16 protein-coding genes are annotated in these 23,785 nt (G+C 55.7%); 11 read left to right on the plus strand and 5 right to left on the minus strand.

What is annotated here, in order from left to right:
- The first annotated feature begins 2 nt into the window (after window positions 1–2).
- The 3 genes from H8527_RS07215 to H8527_RS07225 are packed head-to-tail and all read left to right on the plus strand — an operon-like array spanning window position 3 to window position 2,570.
- Window positions 3–1,265, plus strand: a complete 1,263-nt coding sequence (locus H8527_RS07215) for a regulatory iron-sulfur-containing complex subunit RicT (protein ID WP_187546908.1) — start codon at window positions 3–5, stop codon at window positions 1,263–1,265.
- Entirely contained in the window at window positions 1,252–1,842 is a 591-nt protein-coding gene (locus tag H8527_RS07220) for a hypothetical protein (protein ID WP_187546910.1), read from the plus strand. The genes H8527_RS07215 and H8527_RS07220 overlap by 14 nt, the downstream gene beginning before the upstream one ends.
- Before the next feature lie 17 nt (window positions 1,843–1,859).
- Window positions 1,860–2,570, plus strand: a complete 711-nt coding sequence (locus H8527_RS07225) for a porin family protein (protein ID WP_255498547.1) — start codon at window positions 1,860–1,862, stop codon at window positions 2,568–2,570.
- Window positions 2,571–2,676: 106 nt separating this feature from the next.
- Here H8527_RS07225 and thrA read toward each other — a convergent pair whose 3' ends face one another.
- The 3 genes from thrA to H8527_RS07240 all read right to left on the minus strand — a co-directional run bounded on the left by thrA (window position 2,677) and on the right by H8527_RS07240 (window position 9,319).
- Window positions 2,677–5,103, minus strand: coding sequence for a bifunctional aspartate kinase/homoserine dehydrogenase I (gene thrA, locus H8527_RS07230; protein ID WP_187546911.1), 2,427 nt, complete (start codon window positions 5,101–5,103; stop codon window positions 2,677–2,679).
- Window positions 5,104–5,180: 77 nt separating this feature from the next.
- Window positions 5,181–6,680, minus strand: a complete 1,500-nt coding sequence (locus H8527_RS07235; protein ID WP_187546913.1) for a glycoside hydrolase family 10 protein — start codon at window positions 6,678–6,680, stop codon at window positions 5,181–5,183.
- Window positions 6,677–9,319 (minus strand): transglutaminase family protein, encoded by a 2,643-nt coding sequence (locus H8527_RS07240; protein WP_255498548.1) that lies wholly within the window; start codon window positions 9,317–9,319, stop codon window positions 6,677–6,679. Before H8527_RS07240 ends, H8527_RS07235 begins: the two co-directional genes overlap by 4 nt.
- Window positions 9,320–9,632: 313 nt before the next feature.
- Here H8527_RS07240 and H8527_RS07245 point away from each other — a divergent pair, with 313 nt between their 5' ends.
- From H8527_RS07245 to rfbB, 6 genes are all read left to right on the plus strand, one after another.
- Window positions 9,633–9,860: a hypothetical protein gene (locus tag H8527_RS07245; RefSeq protein WP_187546919.1), complete on the plus strand. Its 228-nt coding sequence runs from the start codon at window positions 9,633–9,635 to the stop codon at window positions 9,858–9,860.
- Window positions 9,861–10,967: 1,107 nt separating this feature from the next.
- On the plus strand, window positions 10,968–11,477 hold the full coding sequence (locus tag H8527_RS07250; protein WP_187546921.1) for a hypothetical protein: 510 nt from the start codon (window positions 10,968–10,970) through the stop codon (window positions 11,475–11,477).
- 31 nt (window positions 11,478–11,508) lie between these two features.
- Window positions 11,509–12,414 carry a glucose-1-phosphate thymidylyltransferase RfbA gene (gene rfbA / locus H8527_RS07255; protein ID WP_187546922.1) on the plus strand — a complete coding sequence of 302 codons (906 nt, stop codon included), beginning with the start codon at window positions 11,509–11,511 and terminating at the stop codon, window positions 12,412–12,414.
- A 6-nt stretch (window positions 12,415–12,420) separates the two neighbouring features.
- Window positions 12,421–12,990 (plus strand): dTDP-4-dehydrorhamnose 3,5-epimerase, encoded by a 570-nt coding sequence (gene rfbC / locus H8527_RS07260; protein ID WP_187546924.1) that lies wholly within the window; start codon window positions 12,421–12,423, stop codon window positions 12,988–12,990.
- 4 nt (window positions 12,991–12,994) lie between these two features.
- Window positions 12,995–13,885, plus strand: coding sequence for a dTDP-4-dehydrorhamnose reductase (gene rfbD, locus H8527_RS07265; protein ID WP_187546925.1), 891 nt, complete (start codon window positions 12,995–12,997; stop codon window positions 13,883–13,885).
- A 47-nt stretch (window positions 13,886–13,932) separates the two neighbouring features.
- Window positions 13,933–15,024, plus strand: a complete 1,092-nt coding sequence (rfbB, locus tag H8527_RS07270) for a dTDP-glucose 4,6-dehydratase (RefSeq protein ID WP_187546927.1) — start codon at window positions 13,933–13,935, stop codon at window positions 15,022–15,024.
- A 72-nt stretch (window positions 15,025–15,096) separates the two neighbouring features.
- Here the strand turns inward: rfbB and H8527_RS07275 are convergent, their stop codons facing one another.
- Window positions 15,097–17,247, minus strand: coding sequence for a TonB-dependent siderophore receptor (locus H8527_RS07275; RefSeq protein ID WP_187546929.1), 2,151 nt, complete (start codon window positions 17,245–17,247; stop codon window positions 15,097–15,099).
- Window positions 17,248–17,379: 132 nt separating this feature from the next.
- Between H8527_RS07275 and H8527_RS07280 the strand changes: the two genes are divergently transcribed.
- Complete coding sequence (locus tag H8527_RS07280; RefSeq protein WP_187546935.1) at window positions 17,380–18,426, plus strand: CNNM domain-containing protein; 1,047 nt, start codon at window positions 17,380–17,382, stop codon at window positions 18,424–18,426.
- Between the two features lie 1,019 nt (window positions 18,427–19,445).
- Window positions 19,446–20,612: a tail fiber domain-containing protein gene (locus H8527_RS07285; RefSeq protein WP_187546937.1), complete on the plus strand. Its 1,167-nt coding sequence runs from the start codon at window positions 19,446–19,448 to the stop codon at window positions 20,610–20,612.
- Window positions 20,613–20,724: 112 nt separating this feature from the next.
- Here the strand turns inward: H8527_RS07285 and H8527_RS07290 are convergent, their stop codons facing one another.
- Window positions 20,725–23,754: a tetratricopeptide repeat protein gene (locus tag H8527_RS07290; RefSeq protein WP_187546939.1), complete on the minus strand. Its 3,030-nt coding sequence runs from the start codon at window positions 23,752–23,754 to the stop codon at window positions 20,725–20,727.
- Window positions 23,755–23,785: the final 31 nt, after the last annotated feature.

Genomic DNA, 23,785 nt, shown 5'->3' on the forward strand with positions numbered 1-23,785 from the left:
CCATGTCAGAAACCTTCATCACCGACCCCACATTGCGCGGTTTTTCGGCCTGCGGTTGTGGTTGCGCCAAGCAGCAACTCAACCTGTCGGACTATCTGAGCGATGTGCCGGGCAACAACGAAATATCCGACCTTGTCGAAGTGCAATTTAAGAACACGCGTAAGGGTTACTACCGCAACGACAACCATCTCGACCTCGTCAAAGGCGACATTGTGGCCGTGGAGGCATCGCCTGGCCACGACATCGGCACCGTCACCCTCACCGGGTCGCTCGTGCCGCTCCAAATGAAAAAGGCGCAAATCAAAGGTACGGCCGACGTCAAGCGTATCTACCGTAAAGCGCGTCCGGCCGACATCGACAAGTGGGAAGAGGCACGCGGCCGCGAAAACGGCACGATGATTCAGAGTCGACAGATTGCCAAAGATTTGCAACTGAACATGAAAATCGGCGATGTCGAATATCAGGGCGATTGCAACAAAGCCATCTTCTACTACATTGCCGATGCACGCGTTGATTTCCGCCGTCTCATCAAGGTCTTGGCCGACACCTTTCATGTGCGCATCGAAATGCGTCAAATCGGAGCGCGACAAGAGGCTGGACGCATCGGCGGCATCGGTCCGTGTGGCCGAGAGTTGTGCTGCTCCACTTGGGTGAAAAATTTCCAAACCGTGTCGACCGGTGCGGCTCGAACGCAGGATATCTCGCCCAATCCACAGAAGTTGGCCGGGCAGTGCGGCAAACTCAAATGCTGTCTTAACTTCGAACTGGACATCTACAACGAAGCGCATAAGGTGCTGCCCGAACGCAACATTGCACTCGAAACGGCCGAAGGCACTTATTACCACTTCAAAACCGACATCTTGAGTGGACGCATCACCTATTCGACCGACAAGCGTATGGCCGCCAACCTCGTGACGCTGTCGGCAGAACGAGCTTGGGAAGTCATTCGAATGAACCGCGAGGGGCAACATCCCGAAGAGTTGGACACTGAGGCCAAACCCGCTCCGAAGAAACCCATTGACTTGGCCGAACAAGACGACCTCACCCGATTTGACAAAACGCAAAAGCGGAAAAAGAAGTCGAACGCCCGCCGCTCTTCCCCTCGCAAAGAACAAAACGCTCGTGCCGAGGCGGGACGCGCTCCGCAGCATGAGGCCGCAGCTGCTTCGGCGCGACGAAGACAAAACGAACCTCGCAGCGAACAGAAGGGAGGCACAAATTCCGTCGGACGCGGTGCTCAACAGAACGACCATGTGCAGCCGTAGGATTTTGTTCGGGAGCGTGATGGGTGTCTTGCTGTGTGCGCTGACGGCCTGTGTGCGCGATGAAGCCTATCTTTGCTTTATGCCCGTCGACCTGTCCGGATGGGACAAGACGGAAAGCCTCGACTTCCGCATCGACTCCTTGCCGGAGAGTGCCCTCTACGCCCCACAGTTGCTTGTGCGGAAGGCCGTGGCCGGCAACTACCCCTACCAGAGCCTCACCCTCGAAGTGCGACAGCGGTGGGTGCTGCCCGAACCGCCACCACCACAGCAACGCAACCCCAGCGAGCGTACCTACTTGGTGTCGCTGCCCCAACAGCGGTCGCGTGTGCCGCGTGTTCGCAAAAATCGTCTTCTGCTGGAACGTACCGACACGGTGGTTTGCCGATTTATGACCCCTGCCGGCGATTTGATGGCCGGAGGAGTTTCGCTTTCGCAATATGCCTGCCCGCTTCCACCACTCTCTCTCCCTCGTGGGGCAGAAGGCCGCATTGTGGTGCGCCACCTGATGCTCAAAGAGGTCGTGCCCGGCATTTCTGATGTCGGCATTTCGCTGTCGGCATCCCCCTCTCAACATTAACGCTTAAACTCGACACCATGCGCAACGGCTGGTTGACCCTCTGCATCGGATGGTTGATGATGCTTCTGCCCTCATCGGCACAGCAACGTCAACTGCAGAACAAACCTTTCATCGACGAGCGCCCTTGGCACTACGGCTTCTACATTGGGCTGCACGATCAAGGACTGAAACTCACCGGAAACGGATGGGTAGACCCCGACACGGGCGGGCAGTGGATGGCGGAAAACGACCATCAGAACTTCGGATTTTCGGTCGGGATTTTGGGTGATTGGCGCCTTTCGCGCCACCTCTCCTTGCGTCTCACACCGGGCCTGCACTTCGGGTCGAAACACGTGACCTTTCACAACCTGCTGACGGGACGCGAGGTGACGCAAAACATCAAGTCGAGCTACATCGCGCTGCCTGTGGAACTGAAAGTGGCCGGCCCGCGCTTCAACAACTATCGACCTTACGTGCTGATGGGAGCCACGGAAATGTGCGACATGACCTCTACCAAAGGCGGCTATATCCGCACCAGCCCTTTCCAGACTTATCTGCAAGTGGGACTGGGGTGCGACTTCTATATGCCGTTTTTCAAACTCATTCCCGAACTCAAATTCTGTTTTGGTGTGGGCGATGTGTTGCGCCACGACCGCCCCGATTTGACCAATGCCGCACAGCGCGTCTACACACAGAGTTTGGAGCGTGCTTCCGCCAACATGGTGATCCTCACCTTCTATTTTGAATGAGGGGCTGTGGTGGCTTCCGAATAGCAACCCATCACAACGCCATCAGCCGAAAACGAAGTCAACACTTCGTTTTCGGCTGATTTTTTTGTGCCTGTATTGGGAAAGCTCAGATGTTGGCCACGCGCATAATGTCGGCAAAGACTCCGGCAGCCGTCACTTCTGCTCCGGCGCCATAGCCCTGGATGAGCATCGGCGCATCGTAGCGCTCGGTGGTGAGGCAAACGATGTTGTTTGAGCCTTCGAGGTGATAGAGCGGATGCCCTTGGACAATCTCTTTCAGGCCGACACGCCCCTTTCCGTTGCGCCATTCGGCCACGAAACGCCAACATTTGCCCTTGGCGGCCAGACGAGCGCGTTGTGCCTCAAACTCGGCATCGAAGTTGGGGAGTTGTGCCCAAAAGTCGTTGAGCGTACCTTCAAACATGGCGGCGGGGAGGAAGAGTTGTTGCTCAATGTCGGTCGTATTGACCCGATAACCGCTTTCGCGGGCTAAGATGGTGAGTTTACGCACCACGTCCATACCGCAAAGGTCAATACGGGGGTCGGGCTCACTGTATCCGTTCTCTTGTGCGAGGTGTACGGCCTGCGAAAGCGGTACGTCGGCGGAAAGGGTGCTGAAGACGTAGTTGAGCGTCCCCGAAAGGACAGCTTCGATGCTCAGCACGCGGTCGCCCGAAGCGGTGAGGTCGTTGATGGTGTTGATGATGGGGAGTCCGGCGCCTACATTGGTTTCAAAATGAAATTTCACACCTCGATCGCGCGCCATGACTTTCAAGCGCCGATAAGTGTCGTACTCTCCGGATGCCGCGAGTTTGTTGGCGGTCACGATATTGACGTTTTGCGCCAGCAGGCGTTCGTAGTGGGTCGAAACCTCGGCCGAAGCTGTGCAGTCGACAAAGACGGAGTTGAAGATGTTCATTCGGCTGATTTCCTCCATCATACGCTCCACTCCGCCGGGCGTTGTGCTTTCGGCCAGTTGGCGACGGCAGTTGGCGAGGTCGATGCCCTCGGCATCGTAGAGGGCGTGCCGCTGCCCCGTAAGTCCGACCAAGTTGATTTTCAAACCGTGTTGCTCGCGGAGATGGTCGGCCTGCGCGGCCAGTTGTTCCAAGAGCTGTCCGCCCACCGTACCGGTGCCGCAGAGGAAGAGATTGAGTTCTTCGTAGTCGGCCAAGAAGAAGGAGTCGTGAAGGACGTTGAGGGCTTTTTTGAGTTGGTCGCGCGCCACGACAAACGAGACGCTGGTTTCCAAAGCGCCCAACGCCACAGCGCAAACGCCAATGCCGTTGCGCCCCAGTACGGAGAACAATTTGCCTACGGTGCCGGTGTGTTGGCGCAGATTTTCGCCCACCACGGCCACAGTGGCCAAACCCACACGCCATTCGGCAGGGTTCATCGCGCCGGCCGCAATTTCTTGTGCAAACTCCTCGTCGAGCAGTTGCGCAGCCCGCTCCACATCATTGGGAGTAACGCAAAGGGAGGTGGAAGTTTCGGAAGCCGTTTGTGCCACCATAAACACGCTTACACCCTCTTTGGCCAAGGCGGAAAAGATGCGGTGGTTCACCCCGACCACACCCACCATCGCCATACCGCTCACCGTGACCAGCGCGGTGTCGTTGACAGAGGAGATGCCTCGAATCAGGCGGTCGCTCTTGGCGGCCTCCTTTTTGATGATAGACTGCTTTCCCGCAGGATTGAACGTGTTGCGAATCAGAATCGGAATTTCTTTGGCGCAAACGGGGTAGATGGTGGGCGGATAAACGACTTTTGCCCCAAAATTGCACAACTCCGTTGCTTCGGCATAGGAGAGTTCGTCGATGGTAAAGGCGGTCGGAATCACACGAGGGTCGGCCGTCATAAAGCCGTCCACGTCCGTCCAAATCTCCAACACTTCGGCCTCCAAGGCAGCAGCCAAGATGGCAGCGGTATAGTCGGAGCCGCCCCGTCCCAAATTGGTGGTGCGCTGCGTTTCTCCATCGCGGGAAATGAAACCGCCCATCACCGTAACGGCCGGCAGCGTGGCGAAAGCGTTGCGAATATGGGCGTTGGTGGTTTCAAAATCGACCACGTTTTTGCCTTCCTGCTGCACAGTGGTGATGAGGTCGCGCGAATCGAGATGACGTGCACCGTCGATGAGGGCGGCCACGATGAGCGAAGAAATGCGTTCACCATACGCCACAATGGCATCGGCAGTTTTGCGCGTGAGGTCTTGGATCAGACTCACCCCGTGCAGAATGCTGCCCAGTTCATCGAAATGTGCCTGCACGCGGCCGAGGAGTTCCGTCTGCCGGTCGGAGGTAATGAGTGCCTGCACCATTTCCTTGTGACGTTGGTGGAGCGCCGCGAGTTGGGCGACATAGGCGACGTCACCGGTTTGGGCTTCTTGCGAAAGGCAGATGAGTTGGTCGGTCACTCCTCCCAAGGCCGAAACCACCACGATGATGGGTGTTTCGACAGTTTCAACAATGCGCTTTACGCACAATAGGCTTTCGGGAGTACCCACCGACGTGCCCCCAAATTTCAATACTTTCATATTCGGATAAGTAAGAAAGTCGGTGTGCAACATCAAGAGTAGACATTGCCCACCGACTTATGAAATCGGTTACGAAATTAAAGTTTGACTTTTACTTTCACGCCTTTCGATTCGTTCTGTAATCGATCCAAGGCAGTGACAACATAGGTATATTTTTCCTGACCCATGTTGTAAGGCAGTTTGTACATCATATCGCTGGTGACGGCCATAATGTGTGTTGAAGAAGACAAGTCGATCTTCTCTCCGCGTTCAAAACTATAAATCACATATTGTCGCGCAGCATCCATTTCGGAACGAGCTTTGGGCGCTGTCCAGAACAAATAATATCCATCGGGCATCCAGAGCGCTTTCACCTTACGCGGTTTCTTGGGTGCTTTGTCGTCGATAAACGGCATCAAAGGTTGAAGAGCGGGCGTGAGGTGATAGTTGTTTTGCAGTTCATAGGCATAATTGCCCACGTTGCGCACCACGGCCGCCGAGTACCACAAACACGAGCCGGAAATGTTGGGAAGATTGCGTTGAAGTTCAAATTTCGCCGCCATCTGATTGACCGTCGGATTATTGATATCACGTGCATTGACCGTGCGTTCCACGTCCTGCCCGATGATGAGCGGACGGTTGGAGCAGTGGCGCGACCACCAGCGCACGAGCGTTTCGTAGTCGGCGCTCTTATGTCCGATTTCCCAATAGAGTTGCGGCACCACATAGTCCACCCAGCCTTCGTTGACCCAATAGAGCACATCGGCATAGAGGTCGTCGTAGTTCTGCAATCCGCGCGTTTCGCTGCCGGGGACGGTGTCGCCGGGCTTGGCGTTGTGGTAGATGCCGAAGGGCGACACGCCAAACTTCACCCACGGCTTGGTGCTGTGGATGGTGTTGTAGAGCATCTTGATGAAGTTGTTCACATTGTAGCGACGCCACGTGCCGATGTCGTTGATGCCGTTGTTGTGGGTGCGGAAAGTGCCCTCATCGGGGATGGGCAGTCCGGCAGCCGGATAGGGGTAGAAGTAGTCGTCGATGTGCAGTCCGTCCACATCATAGCGGCGCACGATGTCGGCCGCCACACGGCAGATGTAGTTTTGATTTTCCAGCAGACCGGGATCGAAGAGCATCAGTCCGTCGTACTTGAAAAAGCGGTCGGGGTTCTGAAAATAGGGATGGGTTGAGGCCAATTCACGGGTCGTCTTTGTCTTGGCGCGAAAGGGGTTGATCCAAGCGTGCACCTCCATGCCGCGACGATGGCCCTCTTCCACCATCCACGCCAGAGGATCCCAACCGGGGTGCTGACCCTGCCGCCCGGTGAGAAAGCGACTCCAAGGTTCGTAAGGACTCTCGTAGAGCGCATCGGCTTCGGCCCGCACCTGAAACATGATGGTGTTGACCCCCACGGCATGCAGCACATCGAGCTGTTGGGTCAGGTTGGCCTGCATCTGTTCGCGCGACAAGCCCATAAACTGCCCATTGACACACTGTATCCAGGCGCCGCGCATCTCGCGTTTCGGGCCTTCAAAGGGATTTTGTGCCGCTACGCTCAGCGACAAGAGGAAAGAGAGGAGGAGAAAGAGGATTGACTTCATTGAGGTGAGTTGATTTTTCCAACGATGGTTTTGATTTGTTCGCCAAGCCCGATGGTGTAGCCTTGCGAGCGAAACACGACGCGGTTGAACGTGTCGGCAATGACCACCAGCGGCAGGTCGTCGCAGTTCATCAAGCCCGAGAGGCGCAGGTCGTCGGCCACCTGCTTTTGGTGGTCGATGCCGAAGTGGAGCGTTGCGGGGAGGTGGACGTACTCCGCGCGGTTTTTCTGGAAACGCATCCAGTCCTCCTCACTCTGGAAGAGCAGCAGGAGGGGGCGTCCCCAGGCTTCGAGATCGCCTTTGAGGGCCGAGAGGTCGTGCAGGATGTGGTTGGTGGGTTCGTGGTTGGGACGCACCAGTCCCACTACGTAGTAGCCGCGCCCCGTGGTGGAGAGAAGCGATTTTGTTTGTCCTGAAATGGGATCGAGGTAGAGGTTTTCGGCGTTGAAATTGCCAATCACCTGCACCTGCGTGCTGTCTTGCCGCATCGTGAGGGGTATTTCGGTGGTGCGCCCTTTCTCCACCGGAAAGATTTCGAGGTGTGCCAACACCGAACCATCGGCCATACGCGTCCCACTCACCAGCAGATAGTCGCCGGCGGCGATGGTGCGCGGCGTTTCAAAAAGTTCCTTCCACGTCCCGTCATAATTTTGCAAAACGGGCGCACCATTCTGCAAGGCCGAGAGGGAGAAGTGCGTATAGTAGGCCGGATCGAGCAAATACTCTCGCGGCGTATAAGTGAGTCGCAGCTGTGTCGGTGCCGTTGCTTCTCCGGCGGCCGGCGGCGTCTGCTTCAATTGGTCGAAATCCACTTCCACCCACGCATCGGGCGAAAGTGCATAACGCATTTTTTCCGTGACGGGATCGATGCCGGCAGCAATGCCCAGCGAACGGGCAGCGGCCACAAACAAGCGCTGACGTGAGTAAGAATCGGTCGTGCGCAGGCGGAGCGCATTTTCCGGATTGTGGCTTTGGTAGAGCGGGTTCCACGTGTTGTCGACTTTCACGTTCGCAGCAATCCAGCGTGCCAATTCAAGAGGATTTCGGCGGAAGGCTTCTTGCTGTTTTTGAGAAAAACTGCGTTGCAACACACTGCGCCAAGGCGACAGCGGTTCGTAGGCGATGCGCGGGGAGTAGATGTAGGCCGCCGCAAAAGCATCTACTTGCTTCGGCACCCGTCCTGCGCGGAGATGGTCGGCCAAGATGTCGTAATCAAAATCGGCCAAATCCTTTTCGCTCAAACTTTTGAGCACCGCCACCACATCACAATGTTTGAAATCGCGCAGGAGGCGGAAGAGGGCAGCCGAATTGCCGCGGCTCTTCTCAACCAATGGGCGGACGACGGCATAGTCGTAACCTTCCTTTCGGCAGAAATCGGCCGTTGCCACCGAGTCCGGAAAAGCGGCCACATAGGCGTGGCGGATACTGTCTTCATGTGCTTTGCGCTTTTCGTTTTGCGCGGCGGCTTCGGGCGAAACATAGGGCAGATTGTTGCGTCCCTTGGGAGGAACGATGTTGAGGTCGGCCTGCACGCGGTCGCCCTGCCGATGGCGAAGCACGACGGTCACCACACTATCACGCCCCACACTAAACTTCTGAAAACCATAGCGCCCATCTTTGGCCGCCCACGCCACGAGGTCGCCCAGCCCCGCAGTGATGGAGGCGCGGCCTTGAGCATCCGTTCGTCCGCGGTAGACGCTGTAGAACTCGGCATAGTTGTAGAGCGTGAAGCGCAGGTCGGCATCTGCCACGGGATGCCCCGCCTCATCGACCACTTGCGCCACCGTTCGCGCCGTTTCGGCGTAATTGTCGGTCACGTTGATTTCGGTGTAGCAGGCCGTAGACTTCATCCTGTCTTCCGGTCCGGCATAGCGTCCGAAGGCTTTCGTGTGCATGAGCATACCGCGGCTCGCGGGGGCATTAAACCAACCCAAATCGAGCACTGGTTCCGGTTCGCACGCTCCCAGGAAATGCCACTTTCCGTCGACCCATGCTTCCACCCACGCATGATTGTCGTCGGTGTGCGCCCAGCGGGGCGTGTAGACCTGCCGGGCCGGGATGCCCACCGCACGCAGGGCGGCCACTGTGAAGGTGGATTCTTCGCCGCAGCGTCCCGTGGCTGTGCGCATCGAAGCCAGTGGCGATGAGGTGCGGGCATCGGAGGGTTTGTAGGTCACGTATTCGTGACACCAGTGATTCACCGCCAGCACCGCCTCCGCCATCGTCAGCCCGGCCACACGCGCTTTCAGTTCTTCGTAGCGAGCACTTCGGAAGGAGTCGAGGCGCTCGTTGTTGACGCGCAGGGGCAGCACGAAGTGGCGCCATTCGCGTTCGGGCACGTTGCGTCCCCACGGCATCTCTCGGCGGGCGCGCAGGGTGGTGCTCACCTCGCGGGCATAGAAGGCGCGCGAGTGGTCCGTCAAGTCGGGCAGTACCATATAGGCATAGAGAAACTCGAGCGCTGCGGCCACATCGTGCCGTTTGTCCAAACTGCGCGCATCGAGCGGCAGCGGCAGTTTTTGTGTCATCACGCGTTCGCGATAGTCGCGCTGGTAGTTGGCTTGTGCGCCGGCGGTCAGCACGATGCCCGACAAGAGCAACATCAGCACCAGTCGGCTGATAAGAGATCGGCAGGTCATAAGGCGATGAAAATGAGTGAGAAGTTGGTGGCAGGAACGCAAACAACAGGCTTCCCGCCTTTTGCCTACAAATTTACGACAATGCAGCGAATGGGGCAATAAAATGTGAAGAAAAAAACTATTTTTCCCCACAAGTCTTCTCAAGGGTTAAAAATAAACACGGATTTTTACGAAAGGCTGCCTTGTGCTTTTCGCACGGCGGTAGCCAAGGAGGGCTATCTATATATAGACATCTCGAAGTCAAAACTTACCACTCACCTCCGACTTTAACACGAATTTAACATTTTCCTCCTCGCGCGCGTATATCCTTCCTATGGTGCGTGTCATTATCCTTCAATCCTTCACCACCCCTTTTAACCCGCAGGCTATCAACGCTTTTCGGGTGAAGGATTTTGTTTTCGCCATCCTTCACCCACTATTTCTCCCCCTCTTTTTCCTGCAAAAAGAGCTTCAAAAGCCATTCATCTTTATTGCATTGAAAGTCAGCGACTTGTATTCCTCGGTGAAGGAAGTGAAGGATAAAAACACAAATTTGCAGTAATGTGCGCGTACGCGCGCGAGAGAAATTCCGAGGATGGCGCACCATAAAAGACAAAAATGACGAGAGCGTGTTTTTCTGCATTTCCCTCCTTTCTCGATTTACCTACCTCAGACTTAATTTTTTCTACTTCTGAGGGCGGTGAAACTATCTCCTATCTAAATCGCACATACACTGAAGATGAAGTCAAAGAGAAGTCGGCTTGTAAAAGCAGCAAGGAAGCCTTTTGAAGACTTCCTTGTGTTGATGAGTTCCAACCTAAACGCTGCTCTGCAGACTAAACATGCCCCTTTCTCATCACGGGTTTTGCATGAACGATTATTACCGCCGTGTTGTCTGTTGCAAAAGTACAAATTTATTTTGAGATGATTGCTGTTCGGTGCATTTAGTATAAAAAAGAATTCCTCGAAAGTGGGCGGTGCTCGCTATTGATAGGCCGTGCTTTGCTCTCTTCTTTCGAGGAATTATGCTGCAAAGGTACAAGTCTTAATCCTTGTTTTAATGAAAGATGGTCTCGGACACAAGCATTTGAGCAAGCATATAGTCGCTTCTTAGGCTTGAAGAAACTAAATGATGGGCAATATAGACAGTTCAAACTTATATATTGCATCCATAAAGATAGAATGATGTACATAAAAAACCAAGCTAAAAAAATAGCTTGGTTGGAACGAGGGAGGGTCTCTGAAGGTTATCCACGACCTCGCATTGCAAAGGTACAAAAACTCCGCTATCTACCAAATAGATAGCGGAGTTTTTTTATTTTGTCATAACTTTTATTTCAAAAGCCAATGTCTTCATCCTTGTTTTATAGTTTCGGACTTGGCACATAAAAAAGATGAGCCAGAAATCCGAATATACTGGCCCCTGTTTTCAATAGTTATCATTACACTCCCATGGTACAAAGACACACAAAACCTCTTTACCCACCCAATAAAGATGGAGGTATTTTACACTTCATCCTATTTAGTTTTGTCCATTTACTTGAAAACCGCTATTTTTGCAGTAAAATCCATAAAATAAGAGCCATCCTATGAGAGAAATAGGATTTAGAAAAGGAAAATAGCAGGTTAGAAACATCCATTCCCTTCATCATCAAATAAACTTCTACTTATGAGAGCATTTTTATTGCTGATTGCCCTGCTTTTTGTGGGCACCGCTTCGGCACAAAAACAAAGTATCTATGCTGATTTCGGAGGTACGTCGGGCTTCGGCTTGAGTTACGATCGCCGCTTTGCCAAGAACAGCCCTTGGGGATTTCGTGCCGGTTTGGGCTACGGTTTTCTGACAGTCGATGGTGCGGTGACCGACCGCGCGGTCCTCTTTCCCGTGAGTGCTTATCGCCTGCTGGGTAACGGCAAACACAACCTCGAATTGGGCGCCGGCCTGACTCTCGGTGTGGGTTGGGAGGACAACGATCGGGTATGTAATTACTATTACAAGTGCGATTTTCCTGCGGAGTCCTACTTCCTTGCTTTTCTCCACACCACCGTCGGCTATCGTCTGCACACTCGCAGCGGCTTCACCCTGCGTGCCGGCATTAACCCACTGTTGGTGCTGAGTGAAAACAACTATACAACCCTCAACGCCATGCCCTACCTCAGTGTGGGCTATACGTTCTGAAAAATCGACAACATACTATCGAATACACGCTATGAAAGGAATAGTCCTCGCCGGTGGTAGCGGCACGCGCCTCTACCCCATCACCAAAGGAGTGAGCAAACAGATGCTCCCCATTTTCGACAAACCGATGATTTATTATCCCATCTCGGTGCTGATGTTAGCCGGCATTCGTGAGATACTCATCATCTCCACCCCCCACGACCTACCGGGCTTCCGGCGCTTACTGGGCGATGGGTCGGACTACGGGGTGCGCTTCGAATATGCAGAACAACCTTCGCCCGACGGATTAGCGCAGGCTTTCATCATCGGCAAGGAGTTTTTGGGCAACGACGCTGCCTGCTTGGTGCTGGGCGACAACATTTTCCACGGCGCCGGATTTAGTGCGATGCTCAAAGAAGCGGTGCGCACGGCCGAAACCGAACAGAAAGCCACCGTGTTTGGCTACTGGGTGAGCGATCCCGAACGCTATGGCGTGGCGGAGTTTGACGCAGAAGGCAACTGCCTTTCCATCGAGGAGAAACCTGCGCAACCCAAATCGAACTATGCCGTAGTGGGACTTTACTTCTACCCCAACAAGGTGGTGGATGTGGCACACAACATCCAGCCATCAGCGCGCGGCGAACTCGAGATTACGACCGTCAACCAGCGCTTCCTGCAAGACGACGAACTGAAAGTGCAAACCCTCGGACGCGGATTTGCATGGCTCGACACCGGTACGCACGATTCGCTCTCGGAGGCATCGACCTACATCGAGGTGCTCGAAAAGCGACAAGGTCTGAAAGTGGCCTGTCTCGAAGGCATAGCCTACCGCCAAGGCTGGATTGACGATGAGAAAATGCGTCAATTGGCACAACCTATGATTAAAAACCAATACGGACAATACCTCTTGCAGATGGTCGACGACATGAAGCGCTTCGGCCGACTGCCTCAAGAATAGCAATACATGGAAGTCATCAAAACAGCTTTGGAGGGTGTGGTCATCCTCGAACCCCGCATTTTCAACGACCAACGCGGCTACTTTTTTGAATCGTTCTCGCAAAGAGAATTTGACGAGAAGATACGCCCCATCCGCTTCGTTCAGGACAACGAATCGCGCTCCACACGCGGTGTGCTGCGCGGCCTGCACTACCAGCGTATGCCCTACACACAAAGCAAACTGGTGCGCTGCACGCAAGGTGCGGTGCTCGATGTGGCGGTGGACATCCGCAAGGGCAGTCCCACCTTTGGCCAACACGTGGCCGTGGAACTCACCGCCCTCAACCACCGTCAGCTCTTCATTCCCCGCGGATTTGCCCACGGATTTGCCGTGCTGAGCAATGAGGCCGTGTTTGAATACAAATGCGACAATTTTTATGCGCCGGAAGCCGATGGCGGCATCTCCATCCTCGACGAAACGCTCGGCATCGATTGGCGCATGACTTTTGAAGAAGCCATTTTGAGCGAAAAAGACTTGCGACACCCCAAACTGGCAGAAGCCCACCTTGACTTCGACATCAACGACAAACTCTATTAAAAAGATGAATATACTCGTCACGGGAGCCAACGGGCAGTTGGGCAACGAAATCCGCCTGCTCGCTCCCTCCACCTCCGACCATTTTCTTTTCACCGATGTGTGCGAGCAGGAAGGCGTGGAAACCACCCCGCTCGACATCACCAACTTGGCCGAGGTGCAAGCCATGGTGGCGGAACACCACATTGACCTCATCATCAACTGCGCAGCTTACACCAACGTGGACAAGGCAGAGAGTGATGCGGAACTGTGCGAACGCCTCAACCACCATGCCGTTGAAAATCTGGCCACGGCGATGAAAGCGGTGGACGGATGGCTCGTCCACGTTTCCACCGACTATGTGTTTGGCGGCGACCCTTACAACACGCCCTGCCGCGAAGACCAAACCGGCACACCGACCGGTGTTTACGGCGCCAGCAAACTGCGAGGCGAGCAGGCCATTGCGCGCGTGGGCTGTCATCACCTCATCTTCCGCACGGCATGGCTCTACAGCCGCTTCGGCAAGAACTTCGTCAAAACGATGCTTCACCTCACCGCCACCAAACGCGAACTGAAAGTGGTGTTCGACCAATGCGGTACCCCTACCTTTGCCGGCGATTTGGCCAAAGCACTCATCGACATCATCGACCAACGCAAGTTGGAAGGCAATGAGGGCATTTATCACTACTCCAACGAAGGCGTCACCTCGTGGTACGACTTCACCCAGATGATTGCTTGCTTGGCGGGCAACGTGTCGTGTCGCATTCTCCCCTGCTATTCGTCAGAATATCCCAGTCCGGTGAAGCGCCCCGCTTACAGTGTGCTCGACAAAACGAAATTCAAAGAAACGTTCCAACTCGCCGTCCCCTACTGGATCGACAGTCTGCAACTCTGCATCCGCGATCTCTGCACACAATAATCAGCGCCCGACGGCGTTCTTTCTTCAAACCCTATTTTTCTCAGTATATGAAATCTATCGTCATCACCGGAGGAGCCGGCTTTATCGGCAACCATGTTGTTCGCCTCTTCGTCAATAAATATCCCGACTACCACATCATTTGCCTCGACGCGCTCACCTACGCGGGCAACTTGGCCAATTTGAGCGATGTGGAAGACAAGCCCAATTATGAGTTTGTCAAAATGGACATCTGCGATTTTGAAGGCGTGCACCACTTGTTGAAAGACCGCCAAGTCGAGGGTATCATTCATTTGGCGGCCGAGAGCCACGTGGATCGCTCCATTCGCGACCCCTTTGCTTTTGCACAAACCAACGTGATGGGTACGCTCTCTCTCCTCCAAGCAGCCAAACTCTACTGGGAAAGTCTACCTGAACGCTACGAAGGCAAACGTTTCTACCACATCTCTACCGATGAGGTGTACGGCGCTTTGGAACTCACCCGCCCCGATGGAGAAGCCCCTTATGGCGATGATTTCTTCCTCGAAACGACGAAGTACAATCCTCATTCTCCCTATTCGGCCTCCAAAGCCTCGAGCGACCACTTTGTGCGCGCTTTCCACGACACCTACGGCATGCCGACCATCGTGACGAACTGCTCCAACAACTACGGCCCTTATCAGTTTCCCGAAAAGCTCATTCCGCTCTTCATCAACAACATCCGCCATCGGAAGCCGCTCCCCGTCTACGGCAAGGGCGAAAACGTGCGCGACTGGCTTTATGTGGAAGACCATGCCCGCGCCATCGACCTGATTTACCACAAGGGAAAGACGGCCGAAACTTACAATATCGGTGGTTTCAATGAGTGGAAAAACATTGACATCATCAAGGTGGTCATCGCCACGGTCGATCGCCTGTTGGGACGTCCAGAAGGTGCCGACCTCGATCTCATCACCTACGTCACCGACCGTGCCGGCCACGACCTGCGATATGCCATCGACTCCACCAAACTCAAAACGGAATTGGGTTGGGAGCCTTCTCTGCAATTTGAAGAAGGTATCGAAAAAACCGTGCGCTGGTATCTCGAACATGAGGAATGGATGGACAACATCACCAGCGGTGAGTATGAGAAGTACTACGACTCCATGTACAAGAATCGCTGATATTACATTGCACTTATCACAAAAAAAACTCCCTCTTCGGAAGCACCGAGGAGGGAGTTGTTGTTATGAGCCTCAGAAGCGAAGCGTGCCGCCGACGAGGAAGAGGCGGCCGGGTTGCTCCACGTTGCCGATGTCGTAGAAACGATGACCAGTGAGGTTGTGTAGATCGACAAAGAGAGAGTAGCGCGTGGCCGTCCAATGGACTTTCACGTCAAGGCGACCATGTGTGCCATACGGCGCCGTAGTGCCCGTACGCTTGTGGGTGGTGCGGTCGAACACCTCGTAAGTTCCGTTGCGCTCTTGCAGGCGGAAACTCCACGACGCACCGAGGCGCTGCCAGATGGTGTGGTCGAGCGTGAGGATGAGCTTGTGGCGGAGATATTCCAAGGCATAGGCCGACTTGAAGATAGGGCGCGTGTCGCTGCGGTGCTGTGCGCTCCAAGCGTAGTCGATGCTGAGCAGACGCAAGGGCTGGTGGGGGCCGAAGAGCGCCGTGCCGTCGAGGTCGGCTGTGAGATGCGCGCCGTAGTTGTCGAGCCGCAGCCAGTTGACCGCTTTATATTTAGTATCGGTCGCCGCAGTCTTCACCCAGTCGATCATGTTCTTTCCGCGATGGAAGAACCCGTTGGCGCGCAGACGGAGGCCCGATGTCGGTGTCCACTGAAAGCCGAGGCGGAAGGCATCGACCTCCTCGGGGCGCAACTGGTTGCTGCCCTCGTGAGTGGGCGTGTTGTAGAAACGGTCGGTGAAGGTGGGCAGACGCAGGGCTTGGTTCCACGAGGCAAAGAGGCGAAGCCGATCCGCAGGGCGGAAGGCCACATCGATGCCGGGATAGAGGTGGAAATCAGCATCGATGGGCGTGTTGCGTTGGGCGAGGAGGCCGAGCGAGAGCGTCCAGCGATTGAGCACGATGTTGTGTTCCAAAAAGTAACTCAAATTCGTGCGCCGCACCTGTTTGGTGTAGTAGGCCGCACCACCGTCGCGATCTTCCCACTTTCCACCGCGCTCAACAGGGTGCTTGCCTGGGATGACCACCCACTCGTCCTGTGTCAGGGCGTGGCCGAGGTTGGTGGAGTGGACGCCCTCCTCGCGGAGTTCCGCCCCCACCGCCGTGCGCCCCAGCGCCCATTGCGTCCAGGCATTGAGGCCGAGGGTGAATACATCGCTGCGGTGGAAGTTTTCGGCCGTATGGGTGTTGCGGATGAGTTGGAAATGGTCGGCACTGCGCGTCCATGACAACTGCGGAGCGAAGTGGATGCGCCCTTTGCTTTCGCCTTTGAGGGCAAATGTGTAGCGGTGGAGCGCCTCCCACTGATTGGGATAGGCGGCCGAGTAGAACGTGTTGGCGCCGAAGTCGTTGAGGGTCATTCCCGCTTGTGCATCAACGCGCACTGAGGCATCTTCGTATCCACCCTGCCAAAAGGCTTTTCCGCCGCGGAAGTCGCCGTTGTCCACAGCCCCATCGGAGCGCTGGAAAGAACCGCTCAATGAGGAACGGAAACGACGGCCGTCGGTCGTGGTATGCTGCCAAGCACCGCGCGCTTCAGTCTGTACCGTTCCCCACGAGCCCATGGCCGCGCGCAACAATATGCCGCGGTCGGCAGTGTGCGTCACGATGTTGATGGCACCCGAAAAGGCTTGCGTACCGAGCACACGTGATGCTGCGCCTTCGAGCACTTCGATGCGCTCAATGTCGCTGAGATTGAGGGGAAAGTCGGCCGCGTTGTGGCCCGTCTGTGGATTGTTGATGGGGACGCCGTTGACAAGAATTGTGATTTGGTCAAAGGTTCCGCCATTGATGCCGATGTCCGTTTGTAAACCAAAACCTCCGCGCTCTCGGACATCGATGCCTGCGCTGAGTTTGAGCACGTCGTTGATACTGGTGACGCCCGCCGCCGCGAGTTGCGCGTGGCCGAGAGTCGTCACCTGTCGAGCAGCCAAGTCGGCCGCCATCGGGGCACGCGAAGCAGCGCTCACTGCCTCACGGAGCAACTGGTCGTCGTCGAGCGTGGCAATGCTGTCGTTGTGCGACGCGTGGTGCACATCGGCTGCGGTGCTCACTCCGTTTGCTGCCGCCAGACAGGGAGCAGCGGTGGAGAGCGTTGCCACCGTCAGGACGCCGACCTTCACCTCACGACCCAATGCCGCAAAGAGCGCATAGCCCTTACGGTTGAAGTGGCGGAAGGTGAACTCAGTACCCTTAGATGAGTTTTTTTGATACATAAATGTTTGAAAATAGGTTGAAAACGCTGCAAAGTTACAAAAAATGTAGCGAAAAGACATAACACTCGCCAAGAAATACGTATATTTGCAGCAATCACCAACCCGTGCACGCCGGTCGTGCCGCAACACTTAATGGGCTTACTCCTTTTCTATCTCATCCTTTCCCTTTCGCTTTCTTCCCTTTGCTCCGTACTCGAAGCCGTCTTGCTGGCCTGCACCCCCTCCTTTGCCACCCTTAAAGAAGAGGAGGGCAGCAAAACCGCCACGCGCCTCAAACACTACAAAGCCGACATCGACCGCCCTATCTCCGCCATCCTGTCGCTCAATACCATCGCCCACACCGTGGGTGCTGCCGGTGTGGGCGCGCAGGCGGCTGAAATCTGGGGCAGTGATGCCGTCGGGGTGGCTTCGGCCGTGATGACCCTGCTCATCCTTGTCATCTCTGAAATCATCCCCAAGGTGGTGGGCGCCACCTATTGGCGAGAACTGGCCATGGGCGCCACCCGCATCATTCGTGTGCTCATCGTCATCACCTATCCGCTGGTGCTTCTTTCCGAACTCATCACGCGCCTGTTTGCCTCCAACCAAAGCGCCCTCTCTGTGAGCCGTGAGGAGGTGCAGGCCATGGTCAATGTGGGCGTGGAAGAAGGCGTGTTCAAAGCCAAGGAAAACAAGGCCATCCAGAGTTTTTTGAAGCTCGGCGAGATGAAAGCCGAACAAATCATGACCCCCGCCACCGTGGTGGCCACGGCCAACGAGACAATGACGCTCCAAGAGTTTTACGAATACGGCGACGAGCGCCTGCACGCCTACAGCCGCATTCCCATCTACGATGTCGAGGAGGAATACATCAAGGGCTACGTCCTCAAAGCCGAAGTGCTTGAAGCCCTCTCCGACGACCAGTTTTCCATGACCCTCTCGCAGCTCATCCGCCCCATCCTCGCTTTCCGCGACGACGAACCGGTGTCCAACATCTGGGAGAAGATGCTCGCCAAGAAGGAGCATATCTCCGTCATCCTCGACGAATACGGGTCGATGCGCGGTATCGTCACCCTCGAAGACGTCATCGAAACGATGCTCGGCGTTGAAATAGTCGATGAAAATGACGAAGCCGTAGATATGCAGGACGTGGCGCGCGAGAAGTGGCAGCAACAACAGCAGCAACAGCCCACGCTCTAATTTCGGTCGCTTCCATCGACAATCGCCCTCCCACCCTCGATCCCTCTCATCCCACGCCTGCCCCTCCACCTTCCCTTGGTGGAGGGGCAGGTGTTTTTTGCGTGGGCGTGCCGATGGTGTATGTCTACTTGTGTCTGCCGGCTTTTCGATGGGCGTCCCCGTTGGGGGCATTCCCTTCGGCATTGGACATTCCGTAGGTTCGTCGTCGCTGCGCTCCGTCTCGCTTACGGCTATTGGGAGAAGCCCCTCCTTCGGGGACAGCCCTCCTTTTTCTTATGATTTTCAGCGTAGATTGATTGGATCTGGATGGATATCGGACCTGGGCTTGCGATGTCGCTGAAAGCGACACCTTAGCATCGCCTCGGGTCCTCCCGAGGTGGACAGGACATAGAGGGAAGCCGGCCGAAGATCGGTCCGATATTCTCATAGAATATCAGCCGGTGTTCAAAACGGAGGGAAAAGGCCACCGCGCTTTTCCTCCCCTCGCGCGCGTATCTCTACAATAGTGTGCGTATTTTGCCTTCACTCCTTCACCCAGGAAGGTAAGTTGCAGAGCATCAGTAGGTTATGGGTGAAGGCAAGAGGCCGGACGTCCTTCACCGCTTTCGCGAATTTACCTTCTGTGGTAACTTCCTGTTTTTCAGAAGTTTGTATCCTTCGGTGAAGGCAGTGAAGGCAAAAAACAAGACTTTCAGTATAGACGCGCGCGTACGCGCGAGGGGAAAAGGGTCGGAGGGAGGAAGATTTATCTCAGAGGTAAATGCAACTCCCTCAGAGGTAGAAAAAACTACCTCTGAGGTAGATAGGCCTTCAAAAAAATAATCGTAGCTATTCTTTGATAAGTGCTCCCTGTACAATTAATAATCTGAAAAGCCAGCAGTAGATATATTCGAATGTGTAATGTCTTGTTTGCAAAATGGGATGGTGGCGACGTTTTTACACTACTTTTAGAAGTTTTTTTTGCTCATCCTCTCCCTTTTTGATAATTTCGCGTGCAAACGAAAACACCTTATTTGACTATGCGACATTATCTCCTTTTCCTCTGTCTTGGCAGCGCGCTGGCAACGCAGGCTCAAACCGCCAACGTGGGCGTGAACACCCGAACGCCTGAAGTCACGCTCGACGTGCTGCCCGCCAAACCTACCGGCAACACCAACGAAGGCATACGCGCACCGCAACTCACCAAGACGCGCATTGCTGCCATCGCCCAGCCCAAGGAGGGGACGTTCGTTTACGCCAAGGCCGAGAGTGGTTCGACCTTCTCCACCTATACGGGCAGCAACGCTGCTGTGCGCGACATTAACGAGAAGGGCTACTATTTTTTCAACGGAACAAGGTGGGTGAAGACCAATGATGAGTGGGAATATGATGGCGACAAACTGCGCGTACGCACTTATTCCAATATGAACGCCCCACGCACCGACCTGCGAAACGTGTTCATCACCGATGATGGGAAAATGGGGGTTGGTACACGCAACCCTGACCAAGCGCTGGAGGTGAACGGCAATGTCTTTGTGGGTAGCGTCCGCCGCAGTTCACAAACCAACTTTCCGCATCGCGGAAACTTTCTTTCTTTTGAAGGGACGGAAAACTACCGCTACGAGTGGAATACCCCTACTTTCAGTAACTCCGACATCTTTGCTTTCTATCGTTGGGATACAGCGGTAAATAGAGGTGACCTTCGCCTGTTGCTGGGTGATGATGGCGATGGGTCGGAAGCGCTCTCCATCGGTAAGATGATGGGGCTTTACCATCTTAGCCATTGGAACACCGTCAATCACGCCACGGCTTTTCACGAAATTTTCCGCTTGCAGACCAACGGTATTGCGCAGAAGCCGGGCGGAGGTACATGGTCCTCCCTTTCCGATGCTCGAACGAAAGAGAAGGTTTCGACTTACACCCAAGGGCTCTCCACGTTGATGAAGGTGCGCCCCGTCAACTATCAATATCGCGAAGGCTTTGGTGCCAGAGGGCGATATGTCGGCGTGCTGGCGCAGGAGCTGGAGCAGGTAGACAGCACGATGGTCATCAACACCGACGAGTCGCGCTTAGGGGTGGATCATATTAAATATGTCGACCCATCCAATTTCACCTATATGCTCATCAACGCTGTCAAGGAACTCAAAGCCGAAAACGAACAGCTGCGCCAACGTCTCGAAGCCCTCGAACGCAAAGTGGGGCAATAGGGTGGGAGAAATCGCTTGAAGCCACACCACAACAGATGGGCCCGAAAACCAGCCGAGGTGCTGGTTTTCGGGCCCATCTGTTGTGGTGTGATTTCGGAAGCGTGGTGCAAGGCTACTCGTCGTACTCATCGTAGGTCTGAGTGCTTGCAGGAGTGTCGGTGTCCGTAGAGGTCTGCGGTGTGCCGGAGGAATGACCTGCGGGTTGCGTCACCTCGTCTTCGTAGATTTGCTTCGGATGATCGTCCGTGGGCGGCTCGTATTCGAGCGGCAGATCGGGATTGATGCGGAGCGGTGCGAAATGCTTGTCGAAGAACTTGCGATAGTCGTCGAAGGAGTAGAGCGTGCCGAGCAGGCGGAGGTTGGTCTCGCTGATGAGTTCGATGCGGGCACGGCGCAACAAATGGGTCAATGCCGGGTCGCGGAAGAGGCGTTGGGCGTAGTAGTGGACATCATCGTAGGAGGTGAAGCCCGAAACGCGGAACTGCGTGAGCGTGCTGTTGCGCTCCTTGCCGATGTCGAACCCGCGGGTGACGAAAGCCGAGAAGTTGAAGCGCGCCAAGGCGTAGAGGAGACTGTCGTCGCTGAGGCTGTCGGTGGGGTAGGCGATGAGGAAAATGAAGGGGGCGTCTTTGGCCTCCGAGAGTTGACGGTCTTCCCCGGCAGCGGCTGTGGCTGCGCTGTTTTCGCTGAGCCGTCGCGACCAAAGTCCGCCCAAGTCGAAGGACGTCGGGCTGAGGTTGCGTCCCATCTCGATGCCGCGCACAATCATGGCTGCCATTTCGGCCACATCGCTCTTGGGATGCTCTGTGGCAAGGGTGCGGAGTTCGGCAGCGATGGTGTCGCGCGGTGCCGTGCCCAAGCGGGAGAGAGCGTGCACCAAGATGAACTTCGGGCGGTTGGCGCCGTGAGGATAAGTGGCGGTGGATCGGGCAAAGTTGGCAGCCACAGTGGCAGCGTCCCCGAGGCGATAGGCGTTGTAGGTGGAGGCGTAGAGCGAGTCTTCCAGTTCGCGGGCATAGCGACTGTTGCGGTCGAAGTCCGGGTCGTTGACCACCGGTGTGAGGGCGTAGTCGGGATAGTGGGTGGCAAGCGTCTGCCGGTAGCGGTCGGCCGCGGCAGTGTCGCCCTTGCGCTTGGCCAAGAGGAAGAGGTGATAGTAAGCCTCGTTGAGCCGCTCAAAGTCGGGATAATTGCGGATGAGGCGGTCGAACGTGCTTTCGGCCAGCGCATAGTCGCCCAGTTTGTCCTTCTCGATGATGCCGGCTTCGATGAGCGCATCGCGGATGAGCTGATGCGCCTTCTTTTGTTGCTCGGCCGTGAAGGGCACTTTAGCCAAATAGAACTCGCGTTGGAGCGGGTCGGCCGCCGGTCCTGTCGGAGTTGTGGCTTCGGCCGGTTTGTCGGAAGCGGGCTTTTCGGTGTCTTCGGCCAAACGGCGGTCGATTTCTTCGGGACTCAGCCCTTGGGCCGACAAACTGTCGCGTCGGGCTTTCTGTGGGGCCGAAATCGGGGCCTCTTCCTTCGTCTCAGTCGGGGTGCTTGAAGCCAAAAGGCTGCGGTTGGCACGCCGCCAGTCGTCTTCATTCTTGCGCCGCCCCCATTGTCGGGCAAAGGACTGTTTGCCCTGCTGCACGAGTTGCGGATTGTAGAAGTACCACGACTTGTCGTTGTTGCCGGCAAGGGGCGGTTGCGGCATCTCATTGCCGCGTGGGTGCCGGTCGAAATCGTTGTCGCCATTGTCGTTGTTGTCCTCTTGTGCCTGTCGCAGACTGTCGGCCCTGTTGCGGCGCGCCTCTTCCTGCTGCTTCTTGTAGAGGGCGATGGCGCGGTCGATCACGGCATTGCGATCGGCCTCCGGCATTTGAGCGAGGGCAAGCAGGGAGTCTTGTTCGAACACGACGCTCGTGTAAGGCACAAGTTCGTCGAGCACCTTCGAGCGGCGTGTGAGTTCGGCATAGTCCGCGCGCTTGCGGTCGAGCAGACCGATGGCTTCTGTGTAGCAAGGTTGCGCCTTGTCGAAGCGCTGACGCTCCCAGTAGAGACCACCCAGGCGCAGGAGCAACAGCCCTTTTTCGGGAGTGGCTTGGGTGGATTTGGCGCGCCCCGTTTCGTAGGCTGTGATGGCGGCAGTGGTGTCGCTCAGGGCAAGGTTGATGTTGCCGATGGCGTAGTAAAGTTGGTCGAGGTAGTCCTTGTTACTGCTGTTGCGCGTCATCTTTTGGAGGCGCGTAATCATTCGTTTCGCGCTTTGAGGGGTGGTGAGGGCTTCCGTTTGGAGGATGCGCGCATGGAGCATCATGGTGTAGTCGGGGCTGCGGTTGATGCACTGCTGAAGGGCGGCATAGGCTTCGGCTTTGCGGTCGAGCGCCATGTAGACCTGCCCGAGCAAATAGGAAAGGCGGGCGCGGTGGTGACTGCCGGAAGCACTGCGGGCAGCGCGCTGCAAGTAGGGCACCGCCTCGTTCAGCCGCTCCTGGCGGATGAGAAAATCGGCCATCGTGAGGTCGCGTTCCCGACCGAGACGGCGCGAGAGTTTCGGAGTGCTCGCTTGGTCGAGGCGTTGGAGGGCATCTTCGGCATCGTAATACCATTCGAGTTCGGCATAACAACGTGCCAACCAGATGCGCGCTTCGGCCACCACCATGGGCTCGGCGGCGTAGAAGCGCGTGATGTAGGCAAAGGTCGAAGCCGCGGCCACAAACTCGCCCTGCTGAAACTGCGCACGTCCCATCAGCAACCACGCATTTTTGAGGAAAGGATTGAACTCCTTGCGAGAGAGATAGGCTCTCTCGCGTTCCGTCTTGCTGTGGTTGAGGTTGGTCTTCGGTTTGGCCTTGATGCTGTGGAGTTGGATGGCTTTTTCGCACTTGGTGATGGCCAGGTCGAAGTCGTTTCGCCCGAGGGAACGCATCTTTTCATAGCCCACGCCAAACACCGGCAGGCGTTCCGTGTAGTCCTCGCGCAGGCCGCTGCGTTGCGCCTCCTCGCCCTTCTCGTAGGCTTGTGTGGCGTTGTAGTACACGTTGTAGCGGGTGACAAAAGCCTGCCACCTGCGAGAGGCTGCGGTGTTCTCCTTGGGCGAACAAGCCGTGAGCAGCCCTACGATGAGGATGAAAAAGAGAAAAACGTGTTTGATAAGCAATGGAAACGGGGAGAGATAAGGTGTGCAACTC

Source organism: Alloprevotella sp. Lung230 (assembly GCF_014385435.1).
In the GTDB taxonomy this organism is placed as follows: domain Bacteria; phylum Bacteroidota; class Bacteroidia; order Bacteroidales; family Bacteroidaceae; genus Alloprevotella.